This window comes from Rhodoplanes tepidamans, from assembly GCF_030813915.1.
GTDB lineage: Bacteria > Pseudomonadota > Alphaproteobacteria > Rhizobiales > Xanthobacteraceae > Rhodoplanes > Rhodoplanes tepidamans.
The window spans coordinates 176,163-201,468 of sequence record NZ_JAUSUJ010000009.1 but is presented as its reverse complement, the minus strand read 5'-3'; the positions used below and the strand labels follow the sequence as shown (position 1 = coordinate 201,468).

Genomic DNA, 25,306 nt, shown 5'->3' with positions numbered 1-25,306 from the left:
GCCTTGCTCCGGCATGCTCTCGGCGCATCAGATTTCCGGAGGTGGGGTTCTCTTATCGCTCACCGCAAAGGCGTGACACAGGTCGTAGGCCCGGCGCGCCACTTCTCGGTCCGTCTCCCACAACCTTCTGAAAGCCCGAACGCACCCCGCATGCGGCAAATCAGGGGCATTCATCCGATCAACGACCGCCCGATCCTTCGGGCTGGCGCGGCCATCGGCGACAGCCTGCAGAGCGGGTCCGAACAAGCTGATCATCCTCGCCCGCTGGCGGTGAAGCTGCTCCCTCTCGTTCAGCCCGAAGAAGTCGATGATGACCTGACCACGCCTTCGACTCGGGCCGAATTTCCGAGCCGGAACGGCGGTCGTGGCGAGGAACGTGATCAACTCCTCGGGATCCTCGTCGAGATCACCGATCGGATAGCAAAGAAACGGCTTCTCCGCTGCGAGTTCGCGAGGCGAGCTCGGCGATCGCCCGCGCGTTCCGGCGACCGGGAAGTAGCTCAGCTTGAACCGGGTGTTACAAACCTTGCAGGAAGCAGCGTAGTTGGTCAGCTCGTAGGCGAGCCAGAAATACCCGTCGGCGGCATCTCCGGTCGAAAACGAATAGGCGAGCTTCGGATGCCGCCTGGGGTCCGGCCACACCGCGACTTCGGATTTCGGTCGGAAGTGCTCGATATCGAACTCGATCGCACCGAACTCTCTGCTCTCGAACTGTCGTTCGCAGAAAACGCACTTGTCGTGCTGGAGCCGCATGAAGGCAGGCTTCACCTTGCTCCAGATCGACGACCTCTCCTGGAAACGGCCCAGCGCTATGAAAGTACTCGTCCTCTCCTGGGCCTTTTCGAACCAAGTCCGATCGACGGCCCGGATCTCGGCCGCGACCTGCACTGGATCGTAGTTGTATCGAATCATTTACTTCGACGCCGGCCGCCCGACGGCCGGCGGTCGCTGCCGGCCGGAGTCGTGAGACGATCGAGATAATCGAGCGCGGCATTCGCGTCGCCGCTCGCGGCGCGATGGAACAATGCTCGGGCATCGTCCTGAAAGGCTTCGGGCCGGGTCGTTTGAAGTCCGAAATACGACGACAGCAACAAGTCCTCGGGGCTGCGCCCGAACACGCGTTCCTGCAGCTGCGTGATGGTCGCCGTTCCGTCCTCAGCCGTGTCGGTGACGAAGACGTTCTCGCGCCTGACCGTGCTCGCGACCAACGGGCTGTGCGATGTGAGCACGAACTGCAGCTTCGGAAACGCCGCGGCAATCTTCGGAACCACGTTACGTTGCCACTCGGGATGAAGGTGCAGGTCGATCTCGTCCACGAGAACGATCCCCGCGACCTCGCCGATCCGACTCGCCCCCGGCACCACATCGGACAGATGTCCGACGAGATCACCGATCCAGCCGATGAACGCCTTGTAGCCGTCGGACAGGGCCGAGAACGGCGTCGGGACACCCCCGAAATCGAAAACGAACTGGTCCTCGTCTTCGTCGAAAAGGCCGTCGAAAGCGATGCCGGGGGGCAGGACGCCGTTGATCTGATCGACGGCCTCACGGAAGCGTCGACTGTCCCGTTCTCGCAGCCGCGGAAGCCATGCTTGTAGCGGCCTCAGCGCGACGTGGTCCTCGAACAGCCCGGCGATCCGCTGATACCGCAATCCGCGCGCCCGGCGGGCGCTGCTCTCCGAATATTCGCCGACCTCGACGCGGCGGGTCGCCCCGTACCCGACGACGAAGAAGGCCGTAGAATAGTCGTCGCTCAGCATCTCCGTGATCGGTGAATCCGGCGTGCTCTCGAGGTGAAGGCGATCGAGACTGCCGCGTCCGCGCGTCTCGAGGCGAGCGATCAGCTCGATCGACTTGCGACCCGTGAAGGCCGAAGGAAGCTCACCCGGCTCGGGCACCGCCTTGACCTTCAGAAAAGACTTACGGACCGCCGCCTGGCCCGGCCTCGGTCGACGAACCAGCCGATACGGAACGAACCCCGAATCCAGGAGGGCGGGAGTCAGAATGGCAATTGCCACGGCCCGAAGGACGGAAGACTTTCCCCCGCCGTTGTCGCCCAGCACGAGATTGATGTTCGAGAGCTCGGAAACGCCTGTACCGGTGCGCCCCGGATACTGAAGACGCAGCTCTGCCTTGCCGAAGCACTTGAAGCCGTAGATGTGGATCGATTCGGCGTACAAGGGGATTTCCTCGCTGCGGTCGCGAACATTAGCAGAACCTCCCTGCGTTGAACACCCTGAGATCGACACCCGAAGGCTTCAGGACGTCGTTCTCCACCGTGCCCGCCGCTACGCCGTGATCTCCCTCAGCCCGTCGAGCAGGCCTTCGACGAAGCTCTCCATGTCGGCGCGGTGGACGCGCTTGAGGCGTTCGGCGGTGAGGATCGAGCGCAGCCGCAGGAAGCTCTTGTCGAGATCGCGGTTGACCAGCACGTAGTCGTATTCGGGCCAGTGGGCGATCTCCTCGGCGGCGTTGCGCAGCCGCTTGACGATGATCTCGTCGGAGTCCTCGGCGCGGCGCTCCAGCCGCGCCTTCAGCTCGGCCGCCGACGGCGGCAGCACGAACACGCTGACCACGTCGTCGCGCATCGCGTCGTAGAGCTGGCGGGTGCCCTGCCAGTCGATGTCGAACAGCACGTCGCGGCCGGCGGCGAGCGCCTGCTCCACCGGCTCGCGCGGCGTGCCGTAGCAGTTGCCGTGCACCTCGGCCCATTCGAGCAGCTCGGCGGAGTCGCGCATGATGTCGAAGCGGCGCTTCGAGATGAAATGATAGTGCACGCCGTCGATCTCGCTCGGGCGGCGCGGCCGCGTCGTCACCGAGACCGACAGGGTGATGTGCTTCTCCTGCTCGATCAGGTTGCGGGTCAGGGTGGTCTTGCCGGCGCCGGACGGCGACGACACGACCAGCATGATGCCGCGCCGCGCGATCGAACGGTGCTGACTGCTCGCTGCCTCGGCCGGCATCGTCCTACTCCAGGTTCTGCACCTGCTCGCGGAACTGCTCCACCACGCTCTTCAGCTCGAGGCCGATATTGGTGAGCTCGAGGTCGTTCGACTTCGAGCACACCGTGTTGGCCTCGCGGTTGAGCTCCTGCGACAGGAAATCGAGCCGGCGGCCGACCGCGCCGCCCTTGGCGATCAGGCTCTTCGCCTGGGCGACGTGCGCCACCAGGCGGTCGAGCTCCTCGCGCACGTCGGCCTTGGAGGCGATCAGGATCGCCTCCTGGTGCAGCCGGTCGGCGTCGAAGCGCTCGCTGGTCTCGAGCAGCGCCGCGACCTGGTCGGCGAGCCGCTGGCGGATCGCCTCCGCCTTGCGGCCGGGCGCCGCCTCGGCGCGCGCCACCAGGGCCGAGATCTCGCCGAGCCGTTGGCCGAGCAGCCGGCCGAGCGCCTCGCCCTCGTGGCGGCGCATGGCGGCGAGCCCGTCGAGCGCCGTCGCGAAGCCGGCGACCAGGGCGGCCTCGGCGGCACGACGCACCTCCTCGCTCTCGTCCGCCTCGACGACCTCGACCACGCCCTTGATGCCGAGGATGCCGTCGAGCCGCGGCGGCTCGGCCTCGACCCGGCCGGAGAGTCCCTTCAGCGTCTCCAGCACGGCGGCCAGCACCGCGTCGTTGACCCGCACCACCGGCTGGGCGCCGGGGCGGTCGACCGTCAGGTTGGCATACACGGTGCCGCGCGACAGCACCTCGGCGGCCCGCGCCCGCGCCGGTGCCTCGACCGCGTCCCAGCCGGGCGGCAGGCGCAGCCGCACGTCCAGCCCCTTGGCGTTGACCGACTTGATCTCCCAGGCGAACGCATAGGGCCCGCTGGTGCCGTGGCTGCGGGCGAAACCGGTCATGCTGGAGAGGGCCATGGGCGTGCTCGCGTCGTGAGGAACGAGACGGCCGAGCCGGGGCCCGCCGTCCCGACGGCATAGAAGACAAGGCGAGTCACCACAAGCCGCCCAGGCGTTTGGCAGCCGCCCGGCCGGCGGGGGAATGGACGGCGCGATGGAAAGCCGTCGGCGCCCGCGGCCCGGCTCGGACCCCGGCGCGCGGCCTTCGCCTCAGCGCGTCTGGGTCTGCGACCGCCGGGCGGCCGGGCGTGCGGGGGCCGGCGCGGCGGCCGCCGCCGGCGCCGCCGCGGCCGGCGCCGCGGTGGCCTCGCCGCGCTGCGCCGCCTCCAGCGCCCGCAGCTTCGCCACGGCGCGCTGGTGCTGGTCGAGCGTCTCCGAGAAGGTGTGCCCGCCGGTGCCGTCGGCGACGAAGAACAGCTCCTTGGTGCGGGCCGGATTGGCGACCGCCTCCAGGGCGGCGCGGCCCGGATTGGCGATCGGCCCGGGCGGCAGGCCGTCGATCACATAGGTGTTGTAGGGGGTCGGCTGGTCGATCTCGCTGCGCATGATCGGCCGGCCGAGCGTGCCCTTGCCGCCGACCAGGCCGTAGATGATGGTCGGATCGGACTGCAGCCGCATGCGCTGCTTGAGCCGGTTGACGAACACGGCGGCGACGCGGGTGCGCTCCTCCGGCTTGCCGGTCTCCTTCTCGACGATCGACGCCAGCGTGAGGAGCTGCTCGGGCGTGCGCAGCGGCAGGTCGGCCATCCGATGGTCCCACACCTCCTGCAGCACGCGCCGCTGCGCCTGCTGCATGCGCTGGATCACCTGCTCGCGCGGCGTGCCGCGCACCACCTTGTAGGTCTCCGGCAGCAGCGAGCCCTCGCGCGGAATCTCCCGCACGTTGCCGGCCAGGATGTCGGTCTCGAGCAGCCGCTGCACCATCTGCTCGGAGGTCAGCCCCTCCGGCATGGTCAGCGCGTGCTGCACCACCCTGCCGTCGATCAGCGTGGCGATCACGTCGCCGAGCGTCGCCTGCTTCTGGAACTGATACTCGCCGGACTTCAGATCCTCGCGCGCCTTGCGCACCAGCACGGCGCCGACGAACGTCCACGGCTGGTCGATGACGCCCTCGCGGACCAGCTGGTCGGCGATGTCGCGGATGCCGGCGCCGCGCGGGATGATCACCACCTTGTCCTCGGCGAGCGGCCCGGCGTCGTCGAGCCGCTGCTTGCCGACCCAGACGGCGCCGCCGACCACGATCACGACCAGCACCAGGAACGTGAAGATGGCGTTGCCGACCACCACGAGCGGATGGCGGGCCCGCGCCGAGCGTCGGGTCGGGACGGGCACGCGCTCGGGCTCGAGGGCTGCGCGCGGGCTGCGCGGAGCGATGCGCTTCGGCTCGGTGGGGAGCGGAGCGCCCTGGCCGGGCGGCGTGTCCAGATTGTTCATCGTTCAGTCGGCTCCAGGACGGGTGACCGTTCGAGAACCCGCGATCTCGGCGAGCCTCCCCGGCGGGGCGAGACGGGCGGCGGCGACCCTCCGGCCGGCGGCGGCCCGCGGTCGGGCGTGCTCCGATCGGATCTTCGCCGATCCGACCAATACTCTGAAAATTGTGGCCAATTTATCGAACACGCCGCCCTCCGGTCGGAACCGGCGGCCACGCCGGCGAATCGTCCGGGGCGCGCTGCGGGCGCGCCCGGAACGGCCGGTTCTCCGGGCGGGAGAACCGCCCGGACGATGCCCTATTGAACCACGCGGCGGAAGACCAGCGAAGCGTTGGTGCCGCCGAACCCGAACGAGTTCGACAGCGCCACGTCGACGTCGCGCCGCTTCGCCTGATGCGGGACGAGGTCGATCGGCGTGTCGACGGACGGATTGTCGAGATTGATGGTCGGCGGCACGATGCCGTCCCGAATCGCCAGGATCGAGAAGATCGCCTCGACGGCGCCGGCGGCGCCGAGCAGGTGGCCGACCGACGACTTGGTCGACGACATCGAGACCCGCGCCGCGTCGTTGCCGACGATGCGCTGCACGGCGCCGAGCTCGATCTCGTCGCCGAGCGGCGTCGAGGTGCCGTGCGCGTTGATGTAGTCGATCTCGGAGGCCTGGATGCCGGCCCGCTTGATCGCCATCGACATGCAGCGGAAGGCGCCGTCGCCGTCCTCGGACGGCGCCGTGATGTGATAGGCGTCGCCCGACAGGCCGTAGCCGATGACCTCGGCGTAGATTTTCGCGCCGCGCGCCTTGGCGTGCTCGTACTCTTCGAGGATCACGACGCCGGCGCCCTCGCCCATCACGAAGCCGTCGCGGTCCTTGTCGTAGGGCCGCGAGGCGCGGGTCGGCTCGTCGTTGAACGAGGTCGACAGCGCTCGGCACGCCGAGAAGCCGGCGATGGAGATGCGGCAGATCGGCGATTCGGCGCCGCCCGCGACCATCACGTCGGCGTCCCCGAAGGCGACCAGACGGGCGGCGTCGCCGATCGCGTGGGCGCCGGTCGAGCAGGCCGTCACCACGGCGTGGTTCGGCCCCTTCAGCCCGTGCTCGATCGACACGTAGCCGGAGGCCAGATTGATCAGGCGGCCCGGAATGAAGAAGGGAGAGACGCGACGCGGGCCGCGCTCCTTCAGGAGCACGGCGGTCTCGGCGATGCCCTCGAGCCCGCCGATGCCCGAGCCGATCATCACGCCGGTGCTGATCTGATCGTCGTAAGTGGCCGGATGCCAGCCCGAATCGTCGAGCGCCTGCTTGGCCGCCGACTTCGCGTAGACGATGAAGTCGTCGACCTTGCGCTGCTCCTTCGGCTCCATCCACTGGTCGGGATTCCAGGTCCCGTCCGAGCCGTCGCCGCGCGGGATCGTGCAGGCGATCTTGGCCGGCAGGTCGGAGACCTCGAACCGGTCGATCTTGCTGGCCCCGCTCTCGCCGGCCAGAAGGCGTTTCCACGTCGGCTCGACGCCGCATCCCAGCGGCGTCACCATGCCCAGTCCCGTGACGACCACGCGCCTCATGTCACATGTCCCGCACCGGCCGGTTCGCCGCGTCCCGCTGCAACCCGTCTCGGGCGGTTCATTCACGAAGCGATGCCGAACCGCATCCGACCGCGGCTCTCCGGCATGGACGGACGCCATGGACGGAGGACTCGAACCCGATCTGAGCGATGATCAGCGCGGGCGGGACGGAGACGAACGGCAGCGACTTCGGGCGGGGTCACGCCGCAGGCCCGGAAGCCTGCGGCGACGGCGTTCGGCTGAATCAGCTCTTCGCGTTCTTCTCGAGGAACTTGACGGCGTCACCCACCGTCAGGATCGTCTCGGCGGCGTCGTCCGGGATCTCGCAGCCGAACTCCTCCTCGAACGCCATCACCAGTTCGACGGTGTCGAGGCTGTCGGCGCCCAGATCGTCGATGAAGCTCGCGCTCTCGGTCACCTTGTCGGGCTCGACGCCGAGGTGCTCCACGACGATCTTTTTGACCCGCTCGCCAATATCACTCATTGCTAACCCTCGTGCTTTCGGCATTTCGCCCGGGCCTGCATGCAGCAGAGCCCGCCGGCAGCCTCGTCATGATGGACGCTGTTGAACGCTCATCCGGCCAAGGGGTGCATGCCGTCGCCCCAGCCCCGTCGCACTTCCTCGTCCAGCCCAGCGGATCGGTTATCATACTTCCTCAGGCTTGACCAGAAGTGCAGGACAGGCCGCACACGATCCCTGTGCGGACCGGAAAAACCCAGTCAGATCATTACCATGCCACCATTTACATGCAGCGTCTGACCGGTCGTGTAGGCGGCCTGATCGGAGGCCAGATAGACCACCGCGGCGGCGATCTCCTCACTGGTTCCGAGCCGGCCGGCCGGCACCCGCGACAGCACCGTCTCGCGCTGCTTCTCGTTCAGCACGTCGGTCATCGCGGTCTGGATGAAGCCCGGCGCCACGCAGTTCACCGTGATGCCGCGCGAGGCGACCTCCTGGGCGAGCGCCTTGCTCATGCCGATCATGCCGGCCTTGGCGGCCGCGTAGTTGCCCTGCCCCGGATTGCCGCTCACCCCGACCACCGAGGTGATCGAGACGATTCGGCCGAAGCGCCGGCGCATCATGCCCTTCACGGCGGACCGCGCGAGCACGAAGGCGGCGGTGAGGTCGACGGCGATGACGTCGTCCCACTCGGCGTCCTTCATGCGCATGAAGAGATTGTCGCGCGTCAGGCCGGCATTGTTGACCAGGATGTCGAGCTGCCCCATCGCCGCCTCGGCGGCCGGGACGAGCTTTTCCACCTCGGCACGGTCGGCGAGATTGCACGGCAGCACATGAACGCGCTCGCCGAGCTCCGCCTTCAGCGCCTCCAGCCGGTCGGCCTTGGTGCCGGACACCGCGACGGTGGCGCCCTGCCGGTGCAGGGCCCGCGCGATGGCGCCGCCGATGCCGCCGGTGGCGCCGGTGACGAGCGCGGTCTTGCCGGTCAGGTCGAACATCACGCCGCGCCCTGCCGGAGGGCGGCGCGCGCCGCGACGAAGCTCGCGACGTCGGCCGGCGAGCCGATGGCCGTGCCGGTCGCCCCTTCGGCGATGCGCTTGACGAGGCCGGTCAGCACCTTGCCGGCGCCCACCTCGTAGAAGCTCGTCACCCCGGCCGAGGCCATGAAGGCGACCGATTCGCGCCAGCGCACCGTGCCGGTGACCTGCGCGATCAGCGCCGCGACGATGTCGGCCGGCGCGGTGATCGGCGCGGCCAGGACGTTGGCGACCACCGGGACGACCGGGCGGTCCACCGTGACGGACGCGAGCGCCTCGGCCATCACCTCGGCGGCCGGCGCCATCAGGGTGCAGTGGAACGGGGCGGAGACCGGCAGCAGGGTGGCGCGCTTGGCGCCGCGGCCCTTGGCGATCTCGACGGCGCGCTCGACCGCGGCCTTGTCACCGGAGACCACCACCTGGCCGCCGCCGTTGTCGTTCGCCGCCTGGCAGACGGCACCCTCGGCCGCCTCGCGGGCGACCTCGGCGGCGGCGTCGAACTCGAGGCCGAGCAGCGCCGCCATGGCGCCGACGCCGACCGGCACGGCCTTCTGCATGGCGCGGCCGCGGGTGCGGACCAGCCGCGCCGTGTCGGCGATCGAGATCGCCCCGGCGGCGGCGAGCGCCGAATACTCGCCGAGCGAATGGCCGGCGACGAACATGGCGTCACGGGCGAGATCGACCCCGGCCTCCTGCTCCAGCACGCGCAGCGCGGCGAGCGACACGGTCATCAGGGCCGGCTGGGCGTTCTCGGTCAGCATCAGGGTCTCGGCCGGGCCCTCGAACACGACGGTCGAGAGCCTGTCGCCGAGCGCCTCGTCGACCTCCTCGAACACGGCCCGCGCGACGGGGAAGTTCTCCGCCAGCGCCTTGCCCATGCCGACGGCCTGGCTGCCCTGGCCCGGGAATACGAATGCGACCGCCATGGTGCTCCCTCCTCGACGTTGCGCGCTAACACACCGTCAGGGGGGCCAAAGTCAAGTGGGGCAGACACTTACTACCGGCGGCGTGGCCCCGGAGGCCTGCACGGCCGCGGGATTTCGCAGCGCGTCGACGAAGGCCCGCAGGGCCGGAGCCATCTGGCGTTGGCGCGGATAGCACAGGTACAGGCCCGGAAACGTGGCACACCACGGCTCCAGGAGCCGGACCAGCCGGCCGGCCGCGACATGCTGCGAGACCGTGCGCTCGACCGGGAACCCGATGCCGACCCCCTGGAGGGTCGCCCGCAGGGCCATCTCCTTGTCGTTGACGATCAGCGGTCCGTCCACCGCGACCTCGAACCAGGTGCCGTCGTCGCAGAACTCCCAGGCATAAGGCGTCATGCGACCGGGCCAGCGCCAGCGGATGCAGCGGTGGTGCACCAGATCGCGCGGATGCGCCGGCGTGCCGTGCGCGGCCAGATAGCCGGGCGTGGCGACCGGGACGTGGCGCAGGTCCGGGCCGAGCCGCAGCGCGACCATGTCGCGCTCGATCACCTCGCCGATGCGGATCGCCGCGTCGAAGCCGCCCGCCACCAGGTCGACCACGGCGTCGTCCAGCGTGATGTCGAGCACGATGTCCGGATAGGCCTGCGCGAAGGCCGGCAGGATCGGTTCGAGGCAGGTCTCGGCGGCGCTCCGGAACGCATGGATGCGCACCACGCCGGCCGGCCGCCCGCGACTCGCGCGCATCGCGCCGATGGCGTCGCCGAGCTCGGAGACGGCGGGCCGTACGCGCCGTAGAAGCGTCTCGCCCGCCTCCGTCAGCGCGACGCTGCGGGTGGTGCGGTTGAAGAGGCGGGTCCCGATGCGCTCCTCCAGGGCGCGCACCGTCTGGCTCAGCGCCGAGGGGGAGACGCCGAGCCGTTCGGCGGCCCGACTGAAGCTCGCGAGCTCACCCACCGCGACGAAGGCGCGGAGCTGGTTGAAGTCGCTGCCGGACAGGAGCGGTTCCATGCCGGCACTGTCTGATTTTTCAGTCCAGCTTACAAGAGCACGCACGATTCGACGTATTATGAAACAGGAATCGACCTCCCATGTTGCGGTCGCAACGGGAGAACATCCATGAAGACCTGGTTCATCACCGGCATCTCGCGGGGCCTCGGCCTCGCCCTCGCCCGCGCCGCGCTCGCGGCCGGCGACACTGTGATCGGCACGGTGCGCAGCGGCACCCCCGAGCTCGCGACCGACAGCGGACGACTTCACGTCCTCACCCTGGACATGGCCGACGGGCCGGCCGTCGAGGCCGCGGTCCGACGCGCCTTCGCGCTCGCCGGCGACAACGCCGCGCCTCCGGCCGGCGGAAAGGCCGGCGACAGGGCCGGAACCATCGACGTGATCGTCAACAATGCCGGCTACGGGCTTCTCGGCGCGATCGAGCAGGCGACCGACGCCGAGGTGGCGCAGCTGTTCGCGGTGGACGTGTTCGGCCCGTTCCGGGTCGTCCGCGCCGCGCTGCCCTACCTGCGCGCCCAGGGCTCGGGCCACATCGTCAACATCACCTCGATCGCCGGCCGCGCGCCCGGCCCCGGCGCCGGCCTCTATTCGGCCGCCAAGCATGCGCTCGAAGGCCTGTCGGCGAGCCTCGCCCAGGAGGTCGCGCCGCTCGGCCTGAAGGTGACGGCGGTGGCGCCCGGCGCGTTCCGGACCGACTTCCTGTCCGACCACTCGATCCGCCGGAGCGACCCGGAGAGCGACGCCTACGGGGCGACGGTCGGGCGCAGCTCGGCCGCATTCGCGGCCATGGGCGGCCGCCAGGTGGGCGACCCGGAGCGGGCCGCCCGGGCGATCCTCCAGGCCGTGGCGGCCGAGACCCCGCCCCTGCATCTTCTCCTCGGCTCCGACGCCCTGCGCCGGGCGCGCGCGAAGCTCGACGCCGTGGTCGAGGAGATGAACCGCTGGGAGGCGGTGACGCGCAGCACCGACTTTCCGGCCGACGCCCCGGCCTGACGCCGCGGCGGGCGGGCACGGCGGGCGCCCACGGCGGCCGGGCCTCGTAAGCCCGGCCGCTCTTGCGTTCGTGCCGGAAAACCGTATAAGCACGCGCTTCGGCTCGGCTCCGGCCGGGGGCTGAACGGACGGCCGTGCCCATTCTCGAGGACGTGTCCTCGTGGATGGCCGGCAGGATCCTTCGCGGATCCGGCGTCCCGTGTTCCCGCCTTCAGGGCTTTCTTTCGCGCCTTTCCCGAAGGGCACGAAGGGCTTCGCGTCGGACGCGCCGCCACGAACCAGGAAAGGCATTCCATGCCGTTGTACGAGCACGTCTATCTCGCGCGCCAGGATCTCTCGGCGCAGCAGGTCGAGGAGCTGACGACCCAATACAAGGGCGTCATCGAGAGCCTCGGCGGAACCGTCGCCAAGGTCGAGTACTGGGGCGTGAAGTCCCTGACCTACCGGATCAACAAGAACCGCAAGGCGCACTTCACCCTGCTCAATCTCGACGCGCCGGCCGCCGCCGTCGCCGAGGTCGAGCGCCAGCAGCACATCAACGAGGACGTCCTGCGCGCCCTCACCGTCAAGGTGGACGAGCTCGAGGCCGGCCCGTCGGCGATGATGCGCAAGTCCGACCGTGACCGCGACGACCGTGGCGACCGCCGTCCGGGCGACCGCGACCGCGGCGATCGGGACCGGGGCGACCGCGGCGATCGCGGCCCGCGCCGTGACCGCGACGCGCCGCGCGGCCCGCGCGAGGACCGCGTCGAGACCGCCGAAGTCGAAGCCACCGAGGAGTGAGCGCCATGGCCATGCAATCCGCCGGCGGCGCCCGCCGTCCGTTCTTCCGTCGCCGCAAGACCTGCCCGTTCTCCGGCGCCAACGCGCCGAAGATCGACTACAAGGACGTGCGGCTGCTGCAGCGCTACATCTCGGAGCGCGGCAAGATCGTGCCGAGCCGCATCACCGCGGTGTCGGCCCGCAAGCAGCGCGAGCTGGCGCGCGCCATCAAGCGTGCCCGCTTCCTCGGCCTGCTGCCCTACGTGATCCGCTGACCGCGGCGGTCCGCGCGGCCGGCACGCGCCGGCCCGAAGACCGGCCCGACGACGACTGACGACGACATCCGGCCCGCCTGCCGCACGGCATCGCGGGCCGGTCCTCTGGTTGGGGCGGACGGTCGCACGCCGCAGGCGAGCGACGCTGATCCGCCTCTAACCGCTCCACGAGCGGGACAGCGAGACGATGATCCAGTTCATCCTGGTCGGCCTCGGGGCCGGCGCCGTGGCAGCCCTGACCTTCGCGGCCCTCGCGGCCGGGTCGACCCTGTCGATGCTGCTGTTCTATCTGGCGCCGCTGCCGATCATGATCGCGGCGCTCGGCTGGAGCCACTGGGCCGGCCTGCTCGCCACCCTGGCCGGCACGATCGCGCTCGCCGCCTGGTTCGGCTCGCTGTTCTTCCTCGTCTTCCTGCTCGGCCTCGCCCTGCCCGGCTGGTGGCTTTCCTATCTCGCGCTGCTGGCGCGTCCCGGCGGCGATCCCGCCGCGCCGACGCTCGACTGGTATCCGGTCGGCCGCATCGTGCTGTGGGCCGCGGTTCTCGGCGCGCTCGCCGTGGCGCTGGCGCTGCCGACCTTCGGCAGCGACGTCGAGGAGATCCGCGCCACGCTGCGCGAAGGCTTCGCCCGGGTGTTCACCCGCCGGCCCGGCGCCCCCGGCCTGCCCGGCACCCCGGATTCCGAGCCGCTGCTCGAGTTCCTCGCCATCGCGCTGCCGCCGGCCGCCGCCTCGCTGATGACGACGACGCTGCTGTTCAACCTGTGGGTCGGCGCCAAGGTGGTGAGCGTGTCGGGCCGGCTGCCGCGGCCGTGGCCGCCGCTCTCCGCCATCTCGTTCCCACTGGCCTCGGCCGTGATCTTCGCCGCGGCGATCGCCGCCTCGCTGCTGCCCGGCCTCGCCGGCCTGCTCGCCGGCATGCTGGCGGCGACGCTCTCGATCGCCTTCACGGCGCTCGGCTTCGCCGTGGTGCATACGCTGACCCGCCGGCTGAAGAGCCGCGCCCTGGTGCTCGCGACGCTCTACGCGTCGGTGCTGCTGTTCGGCTGGCCGCTGTTCGTCGTGATGCTGATCGGGCTGGTCGACGCCGCGATCGACCTGCGCGCCCGCTTCGGCGGCGCGCCGGCGCCCCCCGGTCCGTCCACCTGAAAGAGTTCCCTGAAAGAGTTCCCTGGTTCCGAGAAGGAGAAACGACATGGAAGTGATTCTGCTGGAGCGCGTCGGCAAGCACGGGCAGATGGGCGACGTCGTGCGGGTGCGCGACGGCTTCGCCCGCAACTTCCTGCTGCCGCAGGGTCGCGCGCTGCGCGCCACCAAGGCCAATCTCGCCAAGTTCGAGGGCATGAAGGCGCAGCTCGAGGCCCGCAACCTGGAGCGCAAGGTCGAGGCCGAGAAGGTCGGCGGCAAGCTCGAGGGCCAGAGCTTCGTCGTGCTGCGCCAGGCCTCCGACACCGGCCAGCTCTACGGCTCGGTGACCACCCGCGACATCGCCGAGCTGCTCGGCGAGGGCGGCGTCTCGATCGACCGCAGCCAGGTCGCCATCAACGCCCCGATCAAGACCATCGGCCAGCACAGCGTTCCGATCGTGCTGCATCCGGAGCTCGAGGTGACGGTCTCCGTCGTCGTCGCGCGCAACGCCGACGAGGCCGAGCGCATCAAGCGCGGCGAGGACGTCACGGCGCGCCGCGAGGACCGCGAGGTCGCCGAGGCGGCGGCCGAGGAGTTCTTCGAGAATCCGGAAGCCGGCCAGGCCGGCCAGGAGGAGGAGTGATCGGCCTGCGCCGACACACGCTCGATCCTCGAAACACGAACGGCCGGGCACCGCCCGGCCGTTTTGCTTGGTGATCCGCGCCGGCGGCGGCGGCGCTACTCGCCCTTCGTCTCCGCGCCGGCACCCGCGCCGTAGACGGCGTCCGGATCGAACACCTTCTCGGCCTTCTTGAACTGCAGCACGAGCGTGTGGCCGGCCGTCTCGCGCAGCGAGACGGCGCGGTAGAAGCAGGAGGCGCGGCCGGTGTGGCAGACGCCCGGCCCGGTCTGCTCGACGCGCAGCAGCAGCGCGTCCTGGTCGCAGTCGACCTTCAGCTCGATGATGCGCAGCACGTGGCCGGACGACTCGCCCTTCTTCCACAGCTTGCCGCGCGAGCGGCTGTAGAACCACGCCTCGCAGGTCTCGATCGAGCGCACCAGCGCGTCGTCGTTCATCCAGGCGAGCATCAGCACGTCCCCCGACCAGGCGTCGGCGACGATCGCCGGGATCAGCCCGTCGGCGTCGAACTTGGGGGCGAAGACGCGCCCCTCCTCGATCTGCTCGGTGGTGCCGCGCGGTGCGAACACGCTCTTCATGATAGGCAAGGTCCGGGCGGGGACGACGTCAGAAGCCGACGATGCCGCGCGTCGGTCCCCTGCCCGCGGCGCCGGCCGTGATGGCTCTACTCCGAGAGCGGAGTCAGCCGATTCCGTTGCGCACCAGGCTGACGAACCGGAACTGCTCCTTCGGATCGTCGCGGAACACGCCGGTGAACTGGGTCGTGATGGTGCGGCTGCCGGCCTTCTGCACGCCCCGCATCGACATGCAGGTGTGCTCCGCCTCCAGCATCACGGCGACGCCGCGCGGCTTGAGCACCGTGTCGATCTCGGTGACGATCATCGACGACAGCCGCTCCTGCGTCTGCAGGCGCTTGGCGAAGATGTCGATCAGGCGGGCGATCTTGGAGAGGCCGACGACGCGCTCGACCGGCAGATAGCCGACATGGGCGCGGCCGACGAACGGCATCATGTGGTGCTCGCAGTGCGAGGCGAACGGAATGTCGCGCACCAGCACGATGTCGTCGTAGGTGCCGATCTCCGAGAAGGTGCGCTCCAGCACCTCGCCGGGATTCTCGTGATAGCCGCCGAACAGCTCGTCATAGGCGGACACGACGCGGCGCGGCGTGTCGACGAGACCCTCGCGGTCGGGATCGTCGCCGATGTAGCCGAGCAGCACCCGCACCGCCGCCTCCGCCTCGGCCCGCGAGGGACGCGCGCGCAGCGGCGCGGCCGGAACCTCCCCCGGCGCCTCGGGCGGTCGCGCGGCGGGGGTCAGGGTCTTGATCACGTGGTCCATCGCGAGCGACGTCTCCGTTCGGCCGACGCCGACAGGCGTCGCACCGGTCCACCGACCGCACGTCGCACGCGACGCGGGCTGCCCGGACCGGCCAGCCGCGCACCGAAGGGACGGCGACTTTCTCGGCGGAGCCTCCCCGGACGGGCCCGGCATGCGCCGATCTCGACTGCCCGGCCGCAGCGCGACCGGACGGGATCCATGTGGGACCGGACGGACCCGGGCGCAAGCACCTCTCGCCTGACCCGGTCGGCATCCTATATGACGGGGTATAGTCGGTGACAGAGGTCGAGGCAAATCGACCCGCAGCCCGCCCGGACCCGCACGCCATGCTGAACGACGTCTACAACCGCCGCATCCTCGAGCTGGCCGGCAACATCCCGCGTCTCGGGCGCCTCGACGCGCCCGACGGCACGGCGACGGCCCATTCGAAGCTGTGCGGATCCACCGTCACGGTGGACCTCAAGGTGGAGGGCGACACGGTGGTCGATTTCGGCCATGTCGTGAAGGCCTGCGCGCTCGGCCAGGCGTCCTCCTCGATCATGGCGAGCCATGTCGTCGGCGCCACCGCCGGCGAGCTGCGGGCGCTGCGCGAGACGGTGCGCCGGATGCTCAAGGAGAACGGACCGCCGCCGGACGGCCGCTGGGCCGACATCGCGGTCCTGGAACCGGTGCGCGAATTCAAGGCACGCCACGCGTCGACATTGCTCACGTTCGATGCAGTGTGCTCGGCGCTGGACCAGATCGCGGCGGCCCGCAACGGGGCGTAGCGCGCCTGCGCGCCGGCCGCACCGGCCCCTCCCGGCGCGTGCCGACTCAGCGCGCCGCCGCCTCCAGGCGGGCATGGGCGTCGCGCTTGCCGTTGCCCCGCCCGCAGGCCGTCTCCAGCTTGGCGAACACCTTGCCGATGCCGGCATTGCCGATCCGGGTCGAGGTCGCGGCGCCGCCGGGCGCCCTGGTCTGCACCGACAGCGAACGGGTGGCCGCGCCGGCGAAGGTGCGCACCAGCGCCGCCGGAACGGTGGCGATCGCGACGCTCTCGGCCCGCGCGCCGTCGCTGCGCGACGACAGGATCTCGAACGGCACCTCGCTCTGCTCGATCCACAGGCGGGCGTTCTCCAGCGTCGGCGCGTCGGCCCCGCCGGCGCCGCCGTGCCGCTTCTCCGCATAGGTCAGGGCGTAGGTGCCGGCGGCGTCGCCGCAGCTCAGGCTGAGGTCGAAGGTGCCGATCCGCTCGCCCTCGACGGTCAGCGGGTGCCGGCGCACCAGCATCGGCCCGCTGCTCCCCTCGACCGCGCTCCAGCCGCGCTCGCTCATCGCCGGCACCCGGTCGGGCGTCAGCGATGCCGGCACCACGGCCGCCGAGGTCTGGCGGGCGGCGACCGGCACGGTCTCGCGGTCGAGGCCGGTCCGGCGCAGCTCGTCGCGGGTGAGCAGCCGCATCGGCTCCCAGGGCGGGATGCGCAGCGCGATCTCGATCAGCTCGGCGGCGCCGCCGAGATTGCCCGACATCTCGGCCGTGTAGCGGACGATGGCGCCGATGTCGCGCTGCACCAGCACCAGATCCTCGGCCGAGTAGGACGCGGCGACGGCGTCGTCGCGGCGGTCGCCGAGCCAGATCTGATGGACGAGGACGCGCGAGCGGGCCGGCACCTCGCGGTGCGTCCCGCCGAGCAGCACGAAGGCGCACATGGATTCGCAGTTCGCCGGGGCGACGGTCGCGGCCCGTCCGGCCCCGCCCGACCGGTCGGCGCGGCCGACCGTGGTGTCGAGCCCGAGGCGCCGGATCGATCGCCCGAGCGCCAGTGCGCCGAGCACCGAGCCGCCGTCGGAGTCGAGCACCACCGTGCCGTCGCGCAGGCCGCGCTCGACCGCGAAGGCCTCGAAGCGGCGCGGCGTGTCGGACGTGATCATTCCGGCGGCGAAGACGAGCGGCCGGCAGTCGGCGGCGCAGCTCGCGGCCGGCTCCTGCAGGACGAACTGCATCGGCAGGATGCGGGGGTTGGCCGGAAGCTCCGGCGTGCCGGCGACCACCGGCATCGCGAAGATCGCCAGAGCGACCGCGCCGACCCAGGATCGCTTCACGACCCAGCACCGCTTCATCGAGGTTCCCCGTGCCGTTTCAGCAACGCGTGTTCGGTACACGTTAGATTTCTTCTTGTTCTTGTTGGATCTTCCAGCATCGGCAATCTCGCCACATGACGAGACTTTCGCGCAACTGTGATCTTACGTACGCAATCGACCATCGCAAGCGGTCCTTTTGCGGCACTGCGAAGGCGGGATGCTGCCCTGCAGGTACAAAAATACTTTCCTGACCTGAACGAGTGCTTCGCGGCATTCCCCTTGCCCCGCGACCGCGGCGATCTATGTTGCAAGGACGATGCCACACCACCCGACCGCCGACCTCGTGTCCCGGCTGCCGCGGATCGCCGCCCGCGGCCTGATCCGGGCGTATCAGCTCACGCTGTCGCCGTTCGTGGGGACGCAGTGCCGGCACCTGCCGACCTGCTCGGTCTACGGGGACGAGGCGATCGACCGGTTCGGCCTGTGGGCCGGCGGCTGGATGACGCTGGCGCGGTTCTGCCGCTGCCACCCGTTCGGCACCCGGGGGCTCGACTTCGTGCCGGCCGAGCTGCCGGCGGGCGCCCGCTGGTGGCTGCCCTGGCGTTACGGCCGCTGGCGCGGCACGCTCGCCGAGCCGCCGGTGCGGACCGCGCCGGCGGCTTGCGCATGCGACGATGCTCAGCGGCCGCGCGCCAGCGCCTCCAGCTTGCGGGCGGCGTCCGACGAGCCGAGCTCGGCGGCGCGCTGATACCAGAACTGGGCCTTCTCCGGGTCCGGCACCTCGCCGATGACGGAGAGTTGCGAGAAGGTGTCGGGATCGTAGGTCATCCCCAGCAGCAGCGCCGCGTGCCCGTTGCCGGACGCGGAACGCCGCAGCAGCAGCCGGGCCGAGGCGAGATCGCCGCGGCTGACGAGATCCTCGGCCCGCTTGATCATGGCTGCGGCTTCGTTGGGGTCGATCGGCGGGGCCGCGGTGGCGGCCGGGCCGGGCCGCATCGGCCGGGCCGTGAACGCCGGCGGCACGCTCGTCGCGGACGGCGTCACCGCGCCGGCCGGGGCGTTCTGCACCGGCCGCGGGGGCGGCGCCGGCTCCGACCAGCCGAGCTGCAGGTTGGCCCGAGCCAGCACCGCGTCGTCGGGCCGGCGCAGCTCGACGACCAGGTTGGCACGTCCCGAGAAGCCGCGCGGCGGAACGACCGATGTCTGCCCGATCAGGGAAACCGGCACCAGCCAGCCGTCCGGCGCCAGCGGCCTGCCCGTGGTGAGCCGCATGCCGAACGGAAGGCCGCCGATCGCCAGATGGCCATCGACCGGACGCGACAGCCCGACCGCTAGCGGAATCGGCTCGTCGATGCCGGCGACCCGGCCACTGCCGAGCGTCATGCTCACCGGCGCGGCCTGCTGCGACGTCCCCGAGCCGGCACGCTCCAGCGCCGGGAGGCCGAACACCACGGCTCCGCCCGCCAGCGCTGCCGCGCCACTCAGCACCAGCGCGACCCGGCCGATGGTCCGCCACACGCCGGACCGCGGCGCCCGCCGCGGTTCGGGGACGAGGTCTGGATCGAGGCTCAGCCGCTCCTCGAGCTCGCGGATGGCGACGTCGCCATCGTACGGCCGGGCCCCCCGGCGCGCCCGTTCCGGTGCGGCGGACGCACGCGCCGGCCCGGCGACCGGCGCCGCGTCGGTGCGGCTGCGCACGCGCTGCCCGAGGTCGGACAGGTCGGCGGCATCGTCATGCGCCTCGGCGTAGGGCGCCTCGGCGTAGGGCTCCTCGCCGACCGGCCGTCCCCATGGCGGTGGGTAGGATACACGCGGGTCGCTGTCGTCGATCGATGCCGTCACGCTCCACCCCCTTCCAGTCGTCATCCGAGCCGCACGCGATGCTCAGCGGCGCGGACGGGTGTCCTTCCACTGCATGAATTCACGGAACATCTGCTCGACCTCGGCATGGCTCTGCGGACGCGCGTTGCCGTCCCGCGCCAGGAGGAAGCGATCGAACTGCTGTCTGATCTCGCGCGCCTGCGAGTTGTGCTGCAGCCACTCCTCGGCGGCCGGGAACCGGTGCCAGCCGGGCACCGAGGCGTGCAGATTGATCTCCCGCCACTTCGGATGGCGCGGCGGCTTCTGAAACTGTTCGATGTGCTCGAAGAAACGGTGCACGAAGTTGGCGATGCGGCGATAGCGATCGGTGTTCTTCGGCCAGTTGTAGGCGATCAGCAGGGTGCTGACCGCGATCGTCTCCACCTCCTGCCCCGCGGCGATGAGGTTCGGGTAATCCGCGGACGACAGCGTCGCGGGCAGAAACTCGCTGTGCAGCTGCCGGCTGTAGGGAATCGGGAGAAGACGATATCCCGACCCGGCTGCGAGCCGCTGATACGGCGACAGCGGCTTGCCCGAGATCAGGATCGTCGCGGCGATCTCGCCCGACTTCATCTTCAGGAGCGCGTCGGCCTGCGGCATGTTGGTCAGGATCGGCTGCACCCCGAGCTTGGCGAACACGCTCGGCGCCAGCATCGCCGTGCCGCTGCCGGCGTTGTGGACGTTCACTCGCTTGCCGTTCAGGTCGGCGAGCGAGTTGATGCCCGAGTCCGCCCGGACGACGACATGCATCTCGTCGTTGGACAGCTTGGCGATGTAGGAAATCTTGTCGTCGAGCCGGCCGATCTCGTTGGTGCGCTGCATCTCGGTCAGCACGTTGAGCTGCACGATGCCGAGATCGACCCCTTTCAGGAAGCGCACGTCGCGGACATTCTGACCGCCGCCCCGCCCGACCAGGGGCAGGATGCGCATCTCCTCGCCGTCGTCCAGCACCGTCGCGATATCGTGGCCGAGCAGCAGCCAGCCGCCGCCGGGCGCGCTCGTCATGACCGTGAGCGTGTTGTTGTTCATGCGCTCGCCGTAGCCGGCCGGCAGCCCGGACACACGCGACTGCGCCTGCGTGAGCACGAGCGGCGCCTTGTCCTCGGCGCCATGGCGCGGCTGCGCCGCCGCGGGTTGGCCGAACCAGGCCGCCAGCGCGACGGCCGCGGTCGCGACCCCGATCATGCGACGTGCGATACCGGGCCGCTCACGCCGCCCGCACTCTCCACCGAACCGATCCATCCTCGCTCCCGCGTCTTCTCTCGTGGGCGCGAACCGGATCGTGGCCGACAACCGGCCGACGCAACGCCATACCCGACCCTACCGAGACTTCCAAAGAGTATTCACTGCTAACCTACCGTTTTCATACCATGCAACAAGAAAGATTCATCATTGATTGGACAGCTATGCAATTTATCGTAAACATGGCTGCGACTAGCCCGCTCGTGTTACATTTTCGGACTCTTGCACCACCGCACAACCTGCAATAACGAACGTGATTAAATGCTAATTTATCCGCACAATATCTACACATGTACCTGACATTAGTTTGTTTTTATCGACAGCAAAAGATGACGAGAAGAATTGACGAGCGAGCGTCACGCGCCCGCGCCCTTATCGGTCCGGCGCGATCACAACCTGAAAAAGGTTCACCCTATTTCGCTCCACCGACAGTGTGGCAATAACCGGACCGTCGCGTGGCTCCCGAGCAGGGCCGGCTTTTGGGCCCAGCCCGAATAACCACCTCGTCGCCGCCGCGTCCCGCCCCGACGCCGCGGGCATGCCCACGGTCGCCGGCGGGCGCCGACGCACGCGCCGATCGGTACGAGCCAGGAGCCCGGTGCGGGTCCGGAGCCCGGCACGGACCAGGAGCCCGGGATGGGCGGGGAGACGCGGAAGGACATGACCGGCGCGGCGGCTTCCGGCGGGAGAACGCGGGCGGAAATCCTCGGGACGGTGCCGATGCAGCGCAGACAATGCCGCGGTCGATCCGACCACGATCCGCCGGAGGTCGGGCCGGCAGCCGGCGCCGGCCTCCGGGCCGTGTGATCAGCGGACGCCGCGGGCGAGCAAGTCGAGCCGGCGGGCGGCGTCGGTCGAGCCGAGCTCGGCGGCGCGCTGATACCAGAAGTGAGCCTGCGCCTGGTCCGGCGTCTCGCCGATCACGACCAGCTGCCGGAAGGTCGCCGGGTCGTAGGTGCTGCCGAGCAGCAGGGCCGCCGCCGCGCTGCCGCCCTCGGCGGCACGCCGGAGCATCAACCGCGCCGAAGCGAGGTCGCCGCTGGCGAGCAGCTCCTGGCCACGCTTGATCAACGCGGCGGTCTCCTCGGGATCGAGCCGCCTGACCGGCCCGGCGGCCGGCGTCGCCGGTGTGGTCGCGGCCACGCTCTCCGTGGCGGGCGACGACGGGACGGCCGAGGCCGCGGCCGGCGTGGCGGCCGACGCCTGGACCGGCGGTGCCGCCGGCGCGGCGGTGTGGCCCCAGGCGATCTGCAGCGTGCCGCGGTCCAGCACCGTGTCGTCGGGGCGGCGCAGCTCCATCACCAGGTTGATCGGCCCGACGAAATCGGGCGGCGGGACGATCGAGGTCTGGGGCAGAAGCGCGATCGGCACCAGCCAGCCGTTCGGCGCCAGCGGGGCGCCCGTGGTGAGCCGGGCGCCGGCCGGAAGCCCGCCCACCGCCAGGTGGCCATCGATCGGATACGACGGCGAGACCGGGAGCGGGACGATCTCGTTGGCGGCGGCGAAGCGACCCGCGCCGATCGACAGGCGAGCCGGGACCGCCGGTGCCGCCGGCTCGGCGGCCGGGCGCGGCGAGGCCGGCCGGAAGGCGGTCCGCACCCCGCCCGACATCTCGCGGTCGAGCAGCGGCATTCCGAACACCATCAGGCCGGCGGCGAGGCCGACCGCGCCGGTCAGCGTCAGGGCGGCCCGGCCGATGGTCCGGCCCCAGCGCCGGCGCGGAGCACGCCGCGGCTCCGGCACGATGTCGGGATGCAGGGCCAGCCGCTCGTTGAGCTCGCGGATGGCGACGTCGCCCTCGAACGGCCGCCCGCCCCGGCGGGGCCACTCGTCGGCGGGCTCGGCGCCGCGCACCGGCCGGGCGCCGGGCGCCACCGGCGCGGAGGGCGGCGCATCGTCCACCCGCAGGCGCGACCGCAGAATGTAGTCGGGAATGTCGGGCGCCTCGGGCTCCGGCTCCATGTCGGCCTCGTCGACGATCGGCCGTGCCCAGCGCGGCGCATACTTGGTGCGCGGATCGTGATCGTCGTCCATCGGTGTCGTCACGGTCGTCCCCCCATCCATCGGGCTCGCCCTCCTCACCGGCGTGCGCGCATCGCCGTCCAGTTCCACGGCACGAGGTCGTGAATCGCCCGGTCGATCTCGGCCCGCCGGCGCCCGGGCGACGCCGGATCACGCGACGCGACCGCGTCGCGCGCCGCGACGATCCGGTCGAGACGCCGACGACGGCCGCGGCGATCGGCGGCGGGCGCGGGATCGGAGACGAGATCGGAATCGGCGACGGAATCGGAATTTGCGACGAGGTCGGGCGCGCCCCTGCCGTGGGGGCCGGACACGGGTCCGCGGTGCGACTGCGCCGCCGCGGGGCCTTCGATGCGGACCGCCGGGCGGCCGGTCGCTACCGCCGCCAAGCTCCGCACTGCGCCAGGCCACCGCCGGCGCATGCACATGTGTCCTACCGACTCCATCCGCGCTCCCGCATCAACGACGAGGGGAGCGGACCGGATCGCGACCACAGCAGTCCATGGCTACGCAATTCCCACTGAACACCGAAACCTTACACATAATATCATACCTCGCAACAAAATAAACACCTCGGTTAAGCAAAGATCATTATTTTGGCCCTATCGGCTTAGCCGACTCGCGACGGCTCGCACCCGCCGAACCCCATGGCGGGTGTCCCCGGCCCCGACGGGCGGCCGGCTTCGAACTCCTGGAATTTATCGAGATAAGTCGTTGAACTGGATAGCTTTTCTGTTTCGTCGAAAACCTTTATGATTGGTTACCGCCCGACGGTCGGAGATACGGATCGGGCCAAACCAAGAAACTTGCGGCCGCCAGATGTAGAAAATACGGCTCAAATCTGGCGAACTGTGAACGCAGCAAAATTCTCACCCCTTGCATCCGAAAGCATTCCCGATCGCACCGCATCCTGCGGCGCGCCCCGGAAAACCTGCAAAAGCTCGCCCGGTCCGCCGGTCAGGGCGCCCGATCGCCGAGCGCTCCGAGCTTGCGGGCGGCGTCGGCCGAGCCGAGCTCGGCCGCCCGCCGGTACCAGATCCGCGCCTGGGCGGCGTCGCCGACCGCGCCCAGCACCTCGAGCTGCTTCAGCGCGGCCGGGTCGAAGGTCGAGCCGAGCAGCAGTGCCGCGGCGGCGTCGCCGGCTTCGGCGGCACGGCGCAGAAGCAGCCGGGCGGCGGCGAGGTCGCCGCGGGCCAGGAACGTCTTGCCCCGGTCGATGAGGATGGCGATCTCCTCCGGGTCGACCGCCGGGACCGGTACCGCCGGGGCCACGGCAGGCGCCGGGTCCGGCCGGGCCGCGCCGGGCCGGGCCGCGGTCGTGCCGCGCAGCGCGGCCGGGGCGGCCCGGGCTGCCGTCCCCTCGGCGCCGAGCGCCATGATCACCGCACCGTTCCACTCGATCCGCATGGTGCCGCGATCGGCGACCGTGTCGTCGGCGAGACGCAGCTCGAGCCCGAGCTCCAGGGCACCGACGAAGTCCGCGGGCGGCACCACGGCGGCGCGGCCGAGCTCGGCGAGCGGCACCCGCCAGCTCTCCGGCCCCGCCGGCATGCCGACGGTCAGGCGGCTGCCCGGCACCAGGCCGGTCAGCACCAGCGTGCCTTCGCCGAGGCCGCGGGTCAGGGTGATGCCGAGCGGCACCTCCTCGCCGCGCGCCGCGCGACGCAGCTCGACCAGCACCAGCCGCACCGGCGCGGCCCGCTCCAGGCCGGCCATCAGGGCGCGGTCCGTCTTGGTGCTGGCGAGCGCCGGTCCGCGCGCCTGGTCCCGCCCGGCCGGCACGGGCCCGGGGAACAGCACCGTCACCAGGGCGAGCGCCACGGCGGCCGAGACTCCGGCCAGGGCGGCGAGCGCGGCGGCGCCCCGCCACGGCACCCGCAGCCGGTCGGGGCGCGGCGGCTCGGGCACGCCGTGCGGATCGAGCGCCAGGCGCCGGGACATCTCGCGCACCGCCACGTCGCCCTCGAACGGCCGCGGCCTGAGCCAGCCGAAGCCGCCGGGATCACCGGGCGACGGCACCGTGGCGGGCGACTCGACCACCGGCGGCGGCTCCTGCCGCGGCGGCTCGGTGCGGATCGGCGCGGTCTCGGCGACCAGCCAGACGGCGGGTGGGCGCTGCTCCTCCTGGCGCGGCGGCTCGGCCAGGGCCGGCGCGCGCGGCAGCGGCACCGCGTCGGCGCCCGCGGCCTCCGGGGCCGGCATGGATTCGGCGGCGCGATCGACCGGCGCCGTCCCCTGCCCCGCCTCGCGCCCAGCCTCGACGCCGCGGTTCCCCGCGGCCGCCCGTCGGGCGCGCCTGCGCGCGGCGGCGAGCTCGTCGAGATCCTGCGGCAGCGTCGGCGTGTCGCCGAACCGCACGCCGAGAATGACCTCGGGGCCGGCGCCACCCGGCGCGACGGGCGAAGGCGGGACCTCGGGGCGTCCGAAGTCGTCGTGTGCGAAGTCGGCCTGTGCGAAGTCGGGGCGCGCGAGGTCCGCACCCGGGTCGTCGTCGTGCGGGACGCCGGCCTGTCCCGGGTCGTCGCGCGCCGGATCGTCGGGGGCGGTGTCGTCCGCTGCGAGGTCGTCGGCGAGGTCGAAGCCCGCCCCGGTCGCGTCGACGGCCGGCTCCGGCGTCGCGGTGCGCAGGTCCGCGTCGGCCGTCTCGGGGGCGATCCGACGGGCCCAGGGCGGCGCATAGCGCAAGGCGTCGCTGAAGCCTTGGTCGTCGATCGGGGCACTCATGA

24 protein-coding genes are annotated in these 25,306 nt (G+C 71.0%); 7 read left to right on the top strand and 17 right to left on the bottom strand.

Annotated features, from left to right (window positions below; all coding sequences use genetic code 11):
* Window positions 1–27: 27 nt before the first annotated feature.
* The 10 genes from J2S22_RS13045 to J2S22_RS13000 form a co-directional block, all read right to left on the bottom strand.
* Complete coding sequence (locus J2S22_RS13045) at window positions 28–912, bottom strand: HNH endonuclease family protein (protein WP_272779815.1); 885 nt, start codon at window positions 910–912, stop codon at window positions 28–30.
* The gene (locus tag J2S22_RS13040) at window positions 909–2,180 is read right to left on the bottom strand and encodes an AAA family ATPase (protein WP_272779814.1); all 1,272 of its coding nucleotides are present in this window, start codon (window positions 2,178–2,180) and stop codon (window positions 909–911) included. The genes J2S22_RS13045 and J2S22_RS13040 overlap by 4 nt, the downstream gene beginning before the upstream one ends.
* Window positions 2,181–2,288: 108 nt before the next feature.
* Entirely contained in the window at window positions 2,289–2,963 is a 675-nt protein-coding gene (gmk, locus tag J2S22_RS13035; RefSeq protein WP_272779813.1) for a guanylate kinase, read from the bottom strand.
* Between the two features lie 4 nt (window positions 2,964–2,967).
* A complete protein-coding gene (locus J2S22_RS13030) occupies window positions 2,968–3,855 on the bottom strand; it encodes a YicC/YloC family endoribonuclease (RefSeq protein WP_272779812.1) in 888 nt (295 codons plus the stop codon).
* A gap of 192 nt (window positions 3,856–4,047) precedes the next feature.
* On the bottom strand, window positions 4,048–5,271 hold the full coding sequence (mltG, locus tag J2S22_RS13025; protein ID WP_307155833.1) for an endolytic transglycosylase MltG: 1,224 nt from the start codon (window positions 5,269–5,271) through the stop codon (window positions 4,048–4,050).
* A gap of 293 nt (window positions 5,272–5,564) precedes the next feature.
* Entirely contained in the window at window positions 5,565–6,830 is a 1,266-nt protein-coding gene (gene fabF, locus J2S22_RS13020) for a beta-ketoacyl-ACP synthase II (RefSeq protein WP_272779810.1), read from the bottom strand.
* Window positions 6,831–7,074: 244 nt separating this feature from the next.
* The gene (locus J2S22_RS13015) at window positions 7,075–7,314 is read right to left on the bottom strand and encodes an acyl carrier protein (protein WP_272779809.1); all 240 of its coding nucleotides are present in this window, start codon (window positions 7,312–7,314) and stop codon (window positions 7,075–7,077) included.
* 236 nt (window positions 7,315–7,550) lie between these two features.
* Complete coding sequence (fabG, locus tag J2S22_RS13010) at window positions 7,551–8,288, bottom strand: 3-oxoacyl-[acyl-carrier-protein] reductase (protein ID WP_272779808.1); 738 nt, start codon at window positions 8,286–8,288, stop codon at window positions 7,551–7,553.
* Window positions 8,288–9,253, bottom strand: coding sequence for an ACP S-malonyltransferase (fabD, locus tag J2S22_RS13005; RefSeq protein WP_272779807.1), 966 nt, complete (start codon window positions 9,251–9,253; stop codon window positions 8,288–8,290). The genes fabG and fabD overlap by 1 nt, the downstream gene beginning before the upstream one ends.
* Window positions 9,254–9,304: 51 nt before the next feature.
* Window positions 9,305–10,261, bottom strand: a complete 957-nt coding sequence (locus tag J2S22_RS13000; RefSeq protein WP_272779806.1) for a LysR family transcriptional regulator — start codon at window positions 10,259–10,261, stop codon at window positions 9,305–9,307.
* Window positions 10,262–10,369: 108 nt separating this feature from the next.
* On the opposite strand from J2S22_RS13000, the gene J2S22_RS12995 reads away from it, so the two are divergent.
* The 5 genes from J2S22_RS12995 to rplI all read left to right on the top strand — a co-directional run bounded on the left by J2S22_RS12995 (window position 10,370) and on the right by rplI (window position 14,060).
* Entirely contained in the window at window positions 10,370–11,254 is an 885-nt protein-coding gene (locus tag J2S22_RS12995; RefSeq protein WP_272779805.1) for an SDR family NAD(P)-dependent oxidoreductase, read from the top strand.
* 294 nt (window positions 11,255–11,548) lie between these two features.
* Complete coding sequence (gene rpsF / locus J2S22_RS12990; RefSeq protein WP_272779804.1) at window positions 11,549–12,037, top strand: 30S ribosomal protein S6; 489 nt, start codon at window positions 11,549–11,551, stop codon at window positions 12,035–12,037.
* Between the two features lie 5 nt (window positions 12,038–12,042).
* Complete coding sequence (gene rpsR, locus J2S22_RS12985) at window positions 12,043–12,291, top strand: 30S ribosomal protein S18 (protein WP_111420860.1); 249 nt, start codon at window positions 12,043–12,045, stop codon at window positions 12,289–12,291.
* A 187-nt stretch (window positions 12,292–12,478) separates the two neighbouring features.
* Window positions 12,479–13,438, top strand: a complete 960-nt coding sequence (locus J2S22_RS12980) for a DUF2232 domain-containing protein (protein WP_272779803.1) — start codon at window positions 12,479–12,481, stop codon at window positions 13,436–13,438.
* Between the two features lie 46 nt (window positions 13,439–13,484).
* A complete protein-coding gene (rplI, locus tag J2S22_RS12975; protein WP_272779802.1) occupies window positions 13,485–14,060 on the top strand; it encodes a 50S ribosomal protein L9 in 576 nt (191 codons plus the stop codon).
* Window positions 14,061–14,155: 95 nt separating this feature from the next.
* Here the strand turns inward: rplI and hisI are convergent, their stop codons facing one another.
* Window positions 14,156–14,635, bottom strand: a complete 480-nt coding sequence (hisI, locus tag J2S22_RS12970; protein WP_272840577.1) for a phosphoribosyl-AMP cyclohydrolase — start codon at window positions 14,633–14,635, stop codon at window positions 14,156–14,158.
* Window positions 14,636–14,738: 103 nt separating this feature from the next.
* On the bottom strand, window positions 14,739–15,395 hold the full coding sequence (gene folE, locus J2S22_RS12965; RefSeq protein ID WP_272779106.1) for a GTP cyclohydrolase I FolE: 657 nt from the start codon (window positions 15,393–15,395) through the stop codon (window positions 14,739–14,741).
* A 326-nt stretch (window positions 15,396–15,721) separates the two neighbouring features.
* On the opposite strand from folE, the gene J2S22_RS12960 reads away from it, so the two are divergent.
* Window positions 15,722–16,162 (top strand): iron-sulfur cluster assembly scaffold protein, encoded by a 441-nt coding sequence (locus J2S22_RS12960; protein WP_272779107.1) that lies wholly within the window; start codon window positions 15,722–15,724, stop codon window positions 16,160–16,162.
* Between the two features lie 46 nt (window positions 16,163–16,208).
* Here J2S22_RS12960 and J2S22_RS12955 read toward each other — a convergent pair whose 3' ends face one another.
* Window positions 16,209–17,477, bottom strand: coding sequence for a COG3904 family protein (locus tag J2S22_RS12955; RefSeq protein WP_272779108.1), 1,269 nt, complete (start codon window positions 17,475–17,477; stop codon window positions 16,209–16,211).
* A 295-nt stretch (window positions 17,478–17,772) separates the two neighbouring features.
* Here J2S22_RS12955 and yidD point away from each other — a divergent pair, with 295 nt between their 5' ends.
* Window positions 17,773–18,204, top strand: a complete 432-nt coding sequence (yidD, locus tag J2S22_RS12950) for a membrane protein insertion efficiency factor YidD (RefSeq protein WP_272779109.1) — start codon at window positions 17,773–17,775, stop codon at window positions 18,202–18,204.
* On the opposite strand, the gene J2S22_RS12945 is transcribed toward yidD, so the two are convergent.
* The 4 genes from J2S22_RS12945 to J2S22_RS12930 all read right to left on the bottom strand — a co-directional run bounded on the left by J2S22_RS12945 (window position 18,135) and on the right by J2S22_RS12930 (window position 25,304).
* The gene (locus J2S22_RS12945; RefSeq protein ID WP_272779110.1) at window positions 18,135–19,298 is read right to left on the bottom strand and encodes a hypothetical protein; all 1,164 of its coding nucleotides are present in this window, start codon (window positions 19,296–19,298) and stop codon (window positions 18,135–18,137) included. The two genes, yidD and J2S22_RS12945, sit on opposite strands and share 70 nt — an antisense overlap.
* Window positions 19,299–19,340: 42 nt before the next feature.
* Window positions 19,341–20,609: a TAXI family TRAP transporter solute-binding subunit gene (locus tag J2S22_RS12940; RefSeq protein WP_272779111.1), complete on the bottom strand. Its 1,269-nt coding sequence runs from the start codon at window positions 20,607–20,609 to the stop codon at window positions 19,341–19,343.
* A gap of 756 nt (window positions 20,610–21,365) precedes the next feature.
* A complete protein-coding gene (locus J2S22_RS12935; protein ID WP_272779112.1) occupies window positions 21,366–22,604 on the bottom strand; it encodes a hypothetical protein in 1,239 nt (412 codons plus the stop codon).
* Window positions 22,605–23,537: 933 nt separating this feature from the next.
* A complete protein-coding gene (locus J2S22_RS12930; RefSeq protein ID WP_272779113.1) occupies window positions 23,538–25,304 on the bottom strand; it encodes a hypothetical protein in 1,767 nt (588 codons plus the stop codon).
* Window positions 25,305–25,306: the final 2 nt, after the last annotated feature.